12 protein-coding genes are annotated in these 12603 nt (G+C 42.9%); all 12 read right to left on the bottom strand.

The genetic code is table 11. From position 1 onward, the window contains the following. Positions 1 to 31: 31 nt before the first annotated feature. Positions 32 to 859, bottom strand: coding sequence for a hypothetical protein (locus tag ASL19_RS09190; protein WP_057178104.1), 828 nt, complete (start codon positions 857 to 859; stop codon positions 32 to 34). A 34-nt stretch (positions 860 to 893) separates the two neighbouring features. Continuing rightward, positions 894 to 1850, bottom strand: coding sequence for a hypothetical protein (locus ASL19_RS09185; protein WP_235528968.1), 957 nt, complete (start codon positions 1848 to 1850; stop codon positions 894 to 896). A 311-nt stretch (positions 1851 to 2161) separates the two neighbouring features. Then, complete coding sequence (locus tag ASL19_RS09180; RefSeq protein WP_057178102.1) at positions 2162 to 3688, bottom strand: tetratricopeptide repeat-containing serine protease family protein; 1527 nt, start codon at positions 3686 to 3688, stop codon at positions 2162 to 2164. Beyond that, positions 3685 to 4470, bottom strand: coding sequence for a serine protease (locus ASL19_RS09175; RefSeq protein ID WP_057178145.1), 786 nt, complete (start codon positions 4468 to 4470; stop codon positions 3685 to 3687). Before ASL19_RS09175 ends, ASL19_RS09180 begins: the two co-directional genes overlap by 4 nt. An 84-nt stretch (positions 4471 to 4554) precedes the next feature. Further along, positions 4555 to 5172 (bottom strand): COP23 domain-containing protein, encoded by a 618-nt coding sequence (locus tag ASL19_RS09170; protein ID WP_235528967.1) that lies wholly within the window; start codon positions 5170 to 5172, stop codon positions 4555 to 4557. A 30-nt stretch (positions 5173 to 5202) separates the two neighbouring features. After that, complete coding sequence (locus ASL19_RS09165; protein ID WP_057178100.1) at positions 5203 to 5898, bottom strand: COP23 domain-containing protein; 696 nt, start codon at positions 5896 to 5898, stop codon at positions 5203 to 5205. 51 nt (positions 5899 to 5949) lie between these two features. Continuing rightward, complete coding sequence (locus ASL19_RS09160) at positions 5950 to 6606, bottom strand: COP23 domain-containing protein (protein WP_057178144.1); 657 nt, start codon at positions 6604 to 6606, stop codon at positions 5950 to 5952. A 94-nt stretch (positions 6607 to 6700) separates the two neighbouring features. Next, on the bottom strand, positions 6701 to 7360 hold the full coding sequence (locus ASL19_RS09155; RefSeq protein ID WP_057178099.1) for a COP23 domain-containing protein: 660 nt from the start codon (positions 7358 to 7360) through the stop codon (positions 6701 to 6703). A gap of 55 nt (positions 7361 to 7415) precedes the next feature. Then, entirely contained in the window at positions 7416 to 8633 is a 1218-nt protein-coding gene (locus ASL19_RS09150) for a DUF1565 domain-containing protein (RefSeq protein WP_115538679.1), read from the bottom strand. 136 nt (positions 8634 to 8769) lie between these two features. Further along, positions 8770 to 9429, bottom strand: a complete 660-nt coding sequence (locus ASL19_RS09145; RefSeq protein WP_057178097.1) for a COP23 domain-containing protein — start codon at positions 9427 to 9429, stop codon at positions 8770 to 8772. Positions 9430 to 9789: 360 nt separating this feature from the next. Beyond that, positions 9790 to 10755, bottom strand: coding sequence for a DnaJ C-terminal domain-containing protein (locus ASL19_RS09140; protein WP_057178096.1), 966 nt, complete (start codon positions 10753 to 10755; stop codon positions 9790 to 9792). 199 nt (positions 10756 to 10954) lie between these two features. Beyond that, positions 10955 to 12244, bottom strand: a complete 1290-nt coding sequence (locus tag ASL19_RS09135; protein ID WP_057178095.1) for a glucose-1-phosphate adenylyltransferase — start codon at positions 12242 to 12244, stop codon at positions 10955 to 10957. Positions 12245 to 12603 lie beyond the last annotated feature (359 nt).

The following is a 12603-nucleotide window of genomic DNA, read 5'->3' as shown; positions in this document are numbered from 1 at the left end:
GGAAAAATTCCTCCGCTGGTTATTCTTGACTTTAGGGGATAGCGTTTCTCAATTGTTTAAGGGTACGACCAATACCAACGAAACTTGCGTCTTGAGACAGACGTTTGAGAGTAGGTGGTTTACTTTCGATAACAATACCGTTGTAAGCAGTAATGGCAGCACTGAGCTTGTCAATGTTGACGCTAAATGCCGCACCCGCTTGTGCAACTGTATTATTACCTTTCCAATCCTTAGTGCTAACTAACATAGCACCGGGTGAAGATGCAGTGGAAGGTGAGAATAAACCATTCAGGGCATTAACAAGTGCGATCGCGAGCTGGGGACTAATACCCGCCGATGTTAAAGCTGCTGTTATTCTCGCAGCAGCTTCCGTTACCCCTGGACGTGCAAGCACGAGGGTGACCAAGTCAGTAGTATTAGCGCTTGTGCCAAGCACTTGAACTATATTGGGAACTAGCTGGTTTAGGGCTGATTGAACTTCTTGTGTAACCGCTAGGGTTGCACTTTGCCCCTGTCTGGTTACAATTATGCTCTCTGCATTAGGTATGAAGGTGACACCGCTTCCACCACTAGAACCTCCTGGAGTTGTTTTCCCGGTTGGTCGTTCCGGTTGTGGTGGTTGTACAGGATCTTGTGGGTTTGGTCGTTCCGGTTGTGGTCGTTGTACAGGATCTTGTGGGTTTGGTGGTGGTGGTTGTGTTGGTTGTACAGGATCTTGTGGAATTGATGGTGGTGAAGGCAATACATTTCCACTAGGACCTCCTGGTGTTGTGCTACCTCCCTCACTGGTCAATTGCAAAGATGCTAATAAGAACGGGACTAGACTTAAGGTAAAAATGAGACTTTTGGGTTTTAACATGATGATTATCTAATAAACTATAGTACCTATGTAATTACTTAGGTAAAAAATTGAACCCATAGCTGACGCTCAAAGAAAGTATGGTGCCACCAGGGCTATTATTAGTGATATCCGCACCCTGGGCTGTAATTGTTAAAGGTAAGGTAGGTATGGGAACATAGGAAGCACCAAGGTTAAAACCCACTCCACTCCAACCGAAACCTACACCCAATTGGGGTTGAACCTGCATACCCACACTGCCAAACACACCTGTGCTAGCAAATTCTTGTCTAAACGGACCACCCCCAGCACCGAAAGAGACGGAGATAGGCATTTTATTAACTTCATCATCTGGCTGTAATAGGGAGTAACTAGTAACTACACCATAAACTCCAGAAGGGGTAACACCATCAGTACCATACTGGGCAAAATAGTTCCAACCTGCGGCCACAGCCACCTGGTTGTTACCCTGGGCATAGACAAGACGGTGAACTTTCAGGTCAAAGCTGCCATTGGCACCAAATTTTCTAATACTATTGTTGCTGAAGCCCAATTCCAAGGCTGCAAGTTTGTTAGATTCCCCTATACCAGCGCCAAGGTTAATGCCGCCATCATACTGGCCATCTCTAAGTTTACCGGGGGTAGTACCTGTTATTCCTATAAACACATCACCTGTGTTAGCACCAAAAGCACTTACACCCGCAAAAGTAAGTCCGGGGGGATAAGTAGGCTTTTGCACTTCCCGTGGTTTGGTTTTTACCAGAGGTTCAATTAGCAATTCTTGCCGAATTCTTCTTACTTCTTCCGGACTGATATTCTCAGCTTGTGAAATCTGTGGGGGAACGGATCTGGTTTCGTAGCCATTCTGATTCGTAACACCCTCTTCCGCAAATACAAGATCTGGAGACAGTACCAAAGTTAAAAGGATACTGGGCAAGGTTAGGGAGATTGCTGAAAAAACTAAACCCCGGTGATTGTAACCTGATGTAAAATAAGGCTGTGTGCTGTTCAAAATATTACTCCTCACTGGACATTCTACCATAGTAAATGTTTGCCCGGCTATATTTTGTTGCTATAAGTAAGTTGGCGTTAAAAGACCAAACTATGTAAAGATAAATAGGATAAGTGGGTGAGTGGAATTAAACGCAAGATGAGCGTAGGTTGGGTTGAGGAACGAAACCCAACGCCCCCATGGGCATCCTACAAATAATTGTGCCTCCCTACTTAAACCTTTGCTTAGTGTATCATTAAAGTACCGGTTCATAAAACCCCTAGGTTTCGTATTTTTGTGTAAATTTTTGTGATGTTGTTATTTACTTGGAGTTATGGTTTAGGTGTTGTTCGGGAATTGTCTGTTGCTGGAGAAGGTTTTTTGGTATAACGACGTTCAAAAATTTCTGCGGACTTCTGATAGTCCACCAGGGCGGCTGAAAAATTCCCAGTCAGAGTATATGCTGTAGCACGATTGATGTAGGCGTTAAAATCATCTGGATCAATTATAATTGCTAAGGTTGACACCTTGATAGAAGCAGCGTAGTCCTTTAAATAGTTAAACACATCACTCTGAATTGTATAACCATAACTGTTATTAGGGTCTAGACGAATAGCTTGCTTGGAAGATTCCAGTGCTGCTTGATACTTACCCAGCTTAATATAAGCCATACCTTGATGGGCATAAGCTATAGAATAACTGGGATTGAGGCGAATTGCCCGATTGAAATCCTCAAGAGCGGCCTGATCATTTTGTAACCAAATATAAGTCCAACCACGATTTAGATAACCATCCAAATAATTTGGATCCAAGGCAATTACCTGGTTAAAGTCGGAGAGGGCTTCTTCGTATCTTCTAAGCCAACTGAGGGCATACCCACGCTTGAAATAAGCTTCTGCATATTTGGGGTCAATTTTGATTGCCTGATCAAAATCATCTAGGGACTCTTTATAACTAAACTGGTCTAGCTTAGTAATACCTCTGGCATAAAAATCTCGTGCAGATTGGGGAGAATTTAAGCGCTGCTGTGGCACTTCCCCAGTGGCGGTGGTATTCCTTTGAATTGGCAGCTCTTTGAGCAAGGGGTTATTGAAGTTCAAAAAAGTATTAATGGGAATGCCAGCATTAAATCCCGTTTTCTGTGATACTATTTCTCCCGTTTCTGTTTTACTCTTAGCTGATGTGTCAGCTAACCCGTGAATTCCCACCACCCTACCCTTAATATCAAAAACTGGGCCCCCGCTATTACCGGTAAGAGTTTTAGCATCGTAAATTAAACTATAACCGTTGATAGAAGTTCTACCGCGAGAAAGAACGATCCCTTTGGTAAAAGTAAAGTCCCTAGCTGAGCCAATTTTATTAAATACAGCTGGAAATCCGCCCACAAACACATCGGATGCTTCCGTCATTTGGTCAGAATCACCTACATTGGCTGTGGGATATTCCTGTGTAGCTACAAAGCTAACTAGGGCCAAATCAGGATCATTTTTAGTTGACTGTAGGACTACAATGTCTTTTGATTTAATAGGGTATTCTTTGCCATCATTTGTTCTTACAGAATAGGTAATGTCTTTAGCGCAGAGGATTTTTCCAGGTCTGTCTATAATATCACAGACCACGTGATTGGCGGTTAGTACAGAATAACGATTACCTTGTTTGGCAATAATTACTCCTGAACCCCCAGGGGTAACGTCACCCTCCGTATTAATTTGTACAGATGTCTTCTTAGCAATTTGTGCTATATCTTGGATACTGATAGTATCAGCAGCTATTGAAGTAGTAGATAAAACAGCTGTTGCAGCAGTGATAAGAGTTGTTACTAGTAGGGAGTTATTTGTTATTCCAAGTTTAAAATTCATTGTTTCTGCTCTTGAATGAAATCAACCACAGTAGCAATGGGGATGGCCCAACTTAAGGACTCAATTCTACGGTAATCTGCCCTGTTGGGTTTAGTCCCATCAGTAAAAATAAAGGCATTAATTCCTTGAAAGGGATACTTTAATAACCCGCTGATACCAACAAGTTCCCCCCGTTGGTTTAAAACGGGTCCTCCACTCATACCTTGGGTAAAATCATTGGTGAAACCCACCTTATAGCCACCAACTAGGGTTTTACGGAGATACATTTTGATCTTACCCGGTTGTAGCTTGAAAGCACCCAGTCCCCAATCCCGGGTTGTTTCTACTTTGGTGATATTGTCACCATTAAAAACAAAATGCCACGCTGGAAACCCAGATACATATACCACTTCCCCCTCAGATATATTTGGCGATCGGGAAAATTGCACAAATTGATAGTTTTCCCCACTGGTAAATTCCACCAGTGCTAGATCTAAAGAATGGGGATTGACTGTTGGTACTTGCTGTGCTTTGTAAATCTTACCATCAGGTGTTAAAACTTCATAACCACTCTCAGGACTATCCACTACCACGTGATCATTGGTCAAAACCGTGTAGGTTTGTCCTTCACGGTTGATAATCACTCCTGACCCAGATCCAGATTTAGTAAAAATTCTTACTGTTACTTTACTGGCAGTCCTGGCAGCGGCAAATTCAAATCCGGGATGGGGTGTGGAAGCTAGCAAGTTGGGTACAGTATGAGGATACACAATGGGGGAAAAAATTGTTGTCAGTAATGCCACAGACAATCTAAAGGATATGGGGTAAAACACAGTGATTCACTTAAAAAAGGAGCAGTTGATTGATTCTTTTCATTCGGGTAGAATTTACAGTTTGAACCTCCGATCAGAGTTTGCTGGTGGTCTTATTTGGTCGGAATCCTGCGGTTTTAGGTCATTCTGGTCGAGGACCTCACTTAATTCAAGTTGCAGACGACTGCTTGTTTCTCGGACAACACCTGCGCTGGAACCTTGTTTACTAATTCCCGTCAGTTGGGCCAGAATCTCATTGGCTTTCTGAGCATTTTCCGGTTTAAGAGTAAACAATAAATTCTTGTCACTACAACCTGTTCCACTAGTTGTAGAGGCTATACAAATAACCGTCTCTTTGTTAACACGACCTTTAATTAGAGCTACGTTTTTTAGGCGTCCACCATTTTGTTTCACGGCCTGATTAAATCTAGATGTTACCATTCGGCAACGATTTTGAGGAGTATAGTTATCTCCAAAATATTTAGAACCCGCGTCTGTCCAAGTAATTACGGTAATTGGACTACCACCAGGACGCTGGCCAACCGTAGCCCAATTGCCATTGCCTTGGGAAACACATGTAAACTTGGTGCCATTGTAGGCTTCAGTAGGGGGCTTAGCTTGTACTCCAGTCTGAATCAAAGTTCCTGCTAGGGTTAAACTAGCAACTAGAACTGTCGTGGATAGTTTCATCATGCATCATTCCCTTTTCCCATTATAATTACTTTACAAACCAGGTTGATTACGTCGGTTATTTTGAACTTTTGGCCTTTTAACAGGTGAAGAGGATGAGCGTCGAGCTGCTAGCACATCACTCAGTTTGACTGTAACCCGTTGGCGACTACTTCTTGTTTCGGTAATCACACCTCCTTCCGATCCCTTCTTGCTAATCTCCAGGAGTTGAGATAAAACCTTATCAGGGTTTTTGGCATTTTCCGGTTTCAGGGTAAATAGGGTATTTTTATCTTGACAACGATTATCTCGGTCGGAAATTACACAAATAACAACCTGACCATTAACATTGCCACTGATTAATAAAACATCTTGAAGCCTACCACCACTCTCTTGTACTGCTGTGTTGAACTTGCGGGTGACAATTTGGCACCGGTTTTCGGGGGCAAATTGGCTACCAAAATATTTGGAAGCTGATTGAGTCCAAATAATCACAGGTATTGGTTGGCCACCAGGGCGCTGACCAACGGTAGCCCACTTGCCATTACCCTGGGATACACAGGCAAATTTCGTCCCATTATAGCTTTCATCACCAGTCGGTTCTGAGTCTGATGGGTTGTCGGATGCAGGAATAGTGGGGGGGTTAGGGGGGTTATCTCCACTTTCCACTGGCACAGCTCTCACCATGCTAGGATGCCAACCGGCTGATACAGCTATAAAAGTAGCTAAAACTGTTGCTGAAAATTTCATAATATCCTGTTATTTTTTACCAAAGAAGTGTGAAAAGTTCTGAGTTTTCTATCACAGACCACCTGTATTGGGTCTGGGAGTTTTGCGGGTTCTGGGTGTTTGTTGAGGCAAGCGCTTGGCTGCTTTGGAGATAACTTCACCTAGGTTTACTGTGGCACGAGAACGACCTCTTGTTTCAGTAATAACCCCTGCACTGGAACCTCTAATACTAATTTGAGTCAGGGTTTCTAAAACCCTATTAGGGTCTTTGGCATTTTCGGGTTTCAGGGCAAACAGGGTATTGTTACCATCACAACCTCCTGTGTCCTTTAAAGAAAGTGCGCAAATAACAGTTTTGTCACCGACTTCTCCCCAGGTTAAAACTACGTCGTAAAGATTGCCAGCGCTATCTTCTACGGCTTGGTTGAGATTGGCTGTGACGATTTCACAACGGCTCTTGGGATTATAATTTTCGCCAAAGGACTGTGCTCCTTTTTTTGTCCACACAATTATTGGAATTGGTCTACCACCAGGGCGCTGTCCAACTGTGGCCCAGTTACTACCTTGAGCTACACAAGCAAATCTCGTCCCATTGTATTGACTGGGATCGCTCGGATCAAAGAATGCGTCATCAGATGATTGGGCTTTTAATTGACCATGTCCTAAACCCAAAATGCTTGATAGGGTTAGGGTGGCTACTAAACACGTGGTTGAGAATTTGCTACTCATCATATTTCCATACCTCCTTATTTTTTGCCGATGGCGCGTGGAAAGTTTTGGTTATTCCCCACGCGTTCGACACTTTTGCAATATTTGCCAGTCCTTAAACAGAACCTTTAGTTGATCTGGGAGTTTTGCGGGTTCTGGGTGTTTGTTGAGGCAATCGCTTGGCTGCTTGCGATACAACCCTACCTAAGTTTACACTTAAACGACCTCTTGGTTTAGTTTCACTAACAACCCCTGCACTAGAGCCTTTAATACTAATTTGAGTCAGGGTTTCTAAAACCTTATTAGGGTCTTTGGCATTTTCAGGTTTCAGAGCAAACAGAGTATTGCTACCATCACAACCTCCTTCGTCTTTTAAAGAAAGTGCGCAAATCACAGTTTTGCCATCATCAAGTTTACCCCAGGTTAGGACTACGTCGTAAAGATTGCCAGCGCTATCTTCTACCGCTTGGTTGAGATTGGCTGTGACGATTTCACAACGGCTCTTAGGATTATAATTTTCGCCAAAGGACTGTGCTCCTTGTTTTGTCCACACAATTATGGGAATTGGTCTACCACCAGGGCGCTGTCCAACTGTGGCCCAGTTACTACCTTGGGCTACACAGGTAAATTTAGTTCCGTTGTATTGACTGCGATCGCTCGGATCAAAGAATGAGTCATCTGATGATTGGGCTTTTAATTGACCATGTCCTAAACCCAAAATGCCTGATAGGGCTAGGGTACCTACTAAAAACGCGGCTGAGAATTTGCTGTTCATAATTTCCCCTTGATCTAGTGTTGGTTTTAATGGTGAGATCTTGCTGGAGCAAAATCTACAGGTTACCTGGTTTGGTGGGACGCGGGCCAGTTCTTAAAGCTCTGAGTGTGCCGGTAGTAGGATTGTACTCATAAGCCTTAGCGGTTAAGTCTGGGTGGGGACTGACACAATATTGTTTATCACCTATAAAGATGCCAATTACTGGAGTAGAGCTGCAGGAAACAGCTGTTAATTGCCATTTTCTTAACAGGGCTAAATTCGGGTCGTTGGATGATACTGGTTTCCTGTTCCCTGTAATTTGGATTCCATCTATTTCTACTTCACCTAAAATCCCTGAGTCATCGATAGTATTGCCTAATGCGGAAATGGCAACACCAGTTGTGGCGGCGTTATAAATGTTGTAACGACCATTGTTGACGATGACATTGCCACCTGGATTACTACGAGTACCTAGATCGGGGGAAGAATTAAGAGTGATGACTATGCCATCCCGTTCGTTATCCTTAACCACATTGCTGCGTAATAAGGGTTGAGCTGAATCGGTGATAACTATTCCGTCTCTATTATTGGTGATCTGATTTTTGGTCAAGACTGGTTTGGAATCGTCATTAATGCTTAATCCAAAGCCACTCTTCTCAAATACATTATTGCTGATTTTCCCCTTGCTGGATTTGGTTATGGAAATACCATTGCCATTGTTTGCTGTAAATTGGTTGTTCTCAATGGTAGGATCCCCACCAGCTGTGACAAATATCCCCTCTCGCAAACTCTGAGCAAATGTGCTATTTTTAATGACGGGGTTAGTGGACTCTACCCATACACCTGTTCCTCGGTCATTTCTGTTGGTCACGGTTACACCATTAATTGTGCTGTCTTGTTCCGCCAGAATAGTTACATTTTGTCTGGCAAAACTACGACTGTTGTGGTCACCACCACCGGAAATAACTACGGTCTTTCCTTTAGTCGATTCATCACCACGCAAGGTGATTCCCTGTTTAAGTTTGATGGGGAAGGACTCATTAGTGTAACTACCGGGAGCTAACTGAATTATGGTTCCCGGTTGGGCTTGCTCTAAGGCAAAGGTGATGGTTTTATAGGGATTGGTGACGGAGTTGCCAGTGCTGACAATGTTGACACCACTAATGGGATCCACATAGATAACTGGCGCCACTGAAGGCAATTGAGCGCCCACGGGAAGTGTAACTGACAAAGATCCGCAGATGGACGCCATAACTACGGAAGATTTTAGATGTGATTTTGATATAATGTTCATAATGTTCATAATGTTCCTAAATGACTCCCTAATTTTGTTGTGTACATCCTAGAGAAAATTGACTAGGGTGGAATTGTGAAAGTTCCCAATGCTGATAACTTCCAATACAGATTGACTTCTCCTGGCTGTTACCAACTCACAGAGTACCTTTAGTGGGTCTATTTACGGGAGTTGTGCGAGTTTTGGGTGTTTCTTGGGGCAATCGCTTGGCTGCTTGTGAGACAACTTTACCCAGGTTTACACTTAAACGACTTGTTGTTTCACGAACAGTCCCTGCACTAGAACCTTTAATGCTAATTTGAGTCAGGGTTTCTAAAACCTTATTAGGGTCTTTGGCATTTTCAGGTTTCAGAGCGAACAGGGTATTGTTACCATCACAACCTCCTTCATCCTTTAAAGAAAGTGCGCAAATAACAGTCTTGCCATCGTCAAGTTTACCCCAGGTTAGGACTACGTCGTAAAGATTGCCAGCGCTATCTTCTACCGCTTGGTTGAGATTGGCTGTGACGATTTCACAACGGCTCTTAGGATTATAATTTTCGCCAAAGGACTGTGCTCCTTTTTTTGTCCACATAATTATGGGAATTGGTCTACCACCAGGGCGCTGTCCAACGGTGGACCAGTCGCTACCTTGGGCTACACAGGTAAATTTAGTTCCGTTGTATTGACTGGGATCGCTCGGATCAAAAAATGCGTCATCTGATGATTGGGCTTTTAATTGACCATGTCCTAAACCCAAAATGCCTGATAGGGCTAGGGTTGCTACTAAAACTGTGGACGGGAATTTGCCGTTCATAAATATCTCCTAATTTTATTCCGTATATACTAGCAAGAAACCGCTAGGATTTAAGTATGAAAATGCCTAAAGCCGATAATTTTTACTGACCCAACTGCACATTATTATATACTCGTGGTCTAACCTTCACTACAAAGGCACCTCTTATATTCACCGAACCTGCTCAGGGAGATGACAAGGACTTATCACCTACAAACAAAAAGTCTTTTAACTAGCATATAATATTGTACTATGCGTGAATTTACTCCGTCAATAGTAAAAAGTAGAAAATTTAGCATTTTCTACTTCGGCAAAAAACACGATCGGTGTTCAGGTTGATATTATTAATAGTTCAGGGTTTGCTCCCCTGGTGAGCTAGAATCAGAATTTAATTTGCTGTAAATGAGCACGAGGATCATAACTACGGATAGCACGCAGTTTCTCGTAATATTCCCGCTCTTGGGGAGTCAGGTCTTTAGGGGGTACAACGGCAACTTTTACCAACTGGTCACCACGACCGCCCTTGGGTAAGGGCCATCCCTTGCCGCGTAAGCGCAGGGACTGACCAGAACGCACTCCTGCGGGTAATTTTACGCTTGCATGACCATCAGGTGTGGGAACCTGGATAGTCGCACCTAAAGCTGCTTCATCTGGTGCGATTGGCACTTCGCAAATTAGTTGGTCACCTTCAAGTTGAAAAAATGAATGGGGTGATAGTTCTGTTTTTAAATATAAATCTCCCCTTTGTCCAGTCTTAGGGTTAACTGCACCTTTACCTCTCACCCGTAAACGAGTGCCAGTTTTTGCCCCTGCGGGAATACGCACTTCAATGGTTTCATTTCCTAAACTGAATCGTTTTTGCACTCCTGTAAATGCCTCTGCGAAGCTTAGGGTAATGACAAATTCACTATCTTGGGCACCCATATCCGGAAACCCAAAGTCTCCAAAACCACCAAAACCACCCGGTCTACCACCGGAGCGAGAAGAAGTTGAACTGCGAGGTCCTACCCCACCAAATAAATCATTGAGGAAATCATTAAAACTACCGTATTGACCAAAGTCAAAACCACTCATATCTACTCCCGCACCACCAGGAAAACCACCTTCTCCCACTTGTTTCCAATATTGACCATATTGGTCATATTTTTTCCGTTTATCTGGATCCGAGAGAACTTCATAGGCTTCATTAATCTCTTTGAATCTTGCTTCAGCTTGTTTGTTTCCAGGATTAACGTCGGGGTGGTATTTACGAGCTAGTTTGCGAAAAGCTTGTTTAATTTCTTCTGGACTGGCAGTTTTACTGATTCCTAAAATTGAATAATAGTCTTTAAAATCCGTTCCAGCCATCCACAAGCCTCCTGTTACAATATAGGCGAAATATAGGTTATGTTTTTTCTAGGATAAGATGATGATCCTAAACTAGCAAAGCATAGCAAAAATTCATTGTGGTTGTCGCTCATACATCCAGGGCAATTACCGTACTTTAAAGGTTAGGGAGATGATCCCCACAAGCTTGTGGGGATAAATTTGTGGGTTAGTTCCCTAACTAGATGATAGTTCCATCGGGAATAACAGCATTTTTTAAAACCACAACTATACCGCTACGGATGTAGAAACCTTGTTTTTCTCGCTCCGCTTCCTGAACGTTGTCTTTGTTGATTATCCTGACATTATGACCAATTCGGGCATTCTTGTCAATGATCGCTCGGCGAATAATTGTATCCGTACCAATACCTAAAGGAATGTCTCCTTTGTCTAGGTTACACACTCGTTCCACGGAAGGCTGATAAAAGTCTGAACCCATAATTAAAGATTCCTCAACTATGGAACCTGACTCTACACGCGATCGCACTCCCAATACTGAATGCTGAATGCGGCAGTTTTTCAAAATACAGCCTTCACCAATCATGGATTCTTTGATATCACAGTCCAATAATTTGGAAGGTGGTAGGTAGCGGGCGCGGGTATAAATGGGTGCTTCCTCATCATAGAAGCTAAAGGGAGGGACTGGTTGTTGGGTGAGGGCGAGGTTAGCATTGTAGAAGGCTTCAATGGTACCTATGTCTTCCCAGTAACCATCAAATAGATATGCTTGAACATTGTGATCTTTGGCAGCGTCGGGGATAATTTCTTTGCCAAAATCGGTTTTTTCTAAGGACTCCCTCAAAAGTTTAATGAGAACGTCTTTTTTAAAGACATAAATGCCCATAGAGGCAATATAGGGCTGTGATCGGGCTTCTTCGCTGGTTAGACCCAAAACAGTGGTATCTACCTGCATTTTTGCCAGTGCTTCACCTTTGGGTTTCTCACTAAAGTCAATTACCCGACCAGCACTGTCAATTTTCATTAAACCAAAATCCGAGGCCCGACGACCATCTATGGGAATTACCGAAAGGGTAATATCAGCGTTGGTCTCCCGATGGCGCTGGACAAATAAACGGTAATCCATCCGATATAGATGATCGCCAGAAAGAATCAGAAATTCATCTACATCCCACTCCTGTAACATCCAAATGTACTGACGCACAGCATCAGCGGTTCCCTGGAACCAATTGGGGTTTTCCGGAGTTTGTTGTGCTGCTAGTACCTCTACAAAACCATCGCTGAAGCCACTAAAATTGTAAGCACGAGCAATATGACGATTTAGGGACGCTGAGTTAAACTGTGTAAGAACATAAATTTTAAAAATCTCTGAATTTATACAGTTACTAACGGGGATATCTATTAACCGGTATTTACCAGCCACAGGTACTGCTGGTTTAGCCCTGAGCTTAGTCAGGGGGTACAGTCTTGTACCCGCTCCCCCACCTAGAATAATTGCTAAAACTCTTTTCACAAAATTTCTCCAGACTACCTTTCAACTCTCATCTTTAGTTTAGAACTATGGGTTACAAATGATAAGAGGGGGGGATCAAAGAATGTGAGCCAAGAATTTTCAGCAATTGATTCAGTGGGTGGGCTAGACGCGGGAAATAAGGCTAAAATGAGTGTAAACTTTCTTGATTATATCCCTTGTTTGGTGTTTACATGTATAAACTAGTTATATTCTTATTACTTCCAATAAGACGGGACTGATAATCATTTCTGAGCGAGCTTTTTCTGTGTTAATTGCAACTGCTAAATCAATACTTTCTGTCTGAGGATGTTCTGCTGGCTATTATATATACAGATTTTCTACATTAAGGTGAAGGTTTT

The organism is Cylindrospermopsis sp. CR12, assembly GCF_001432185.1.
GTDB classification, from domain to species: Bacteria; Cyanobacteriota; Cyanobacteriia; order Cyanobacteriales; family Nostocaceae; genus Raphidiopsis; species Raphidiopsis raciborskii.
Note: the sequence above shows the minus strand (reverse complement) of the source record. Positions and strands in the feature narration are given on the sequence as shown.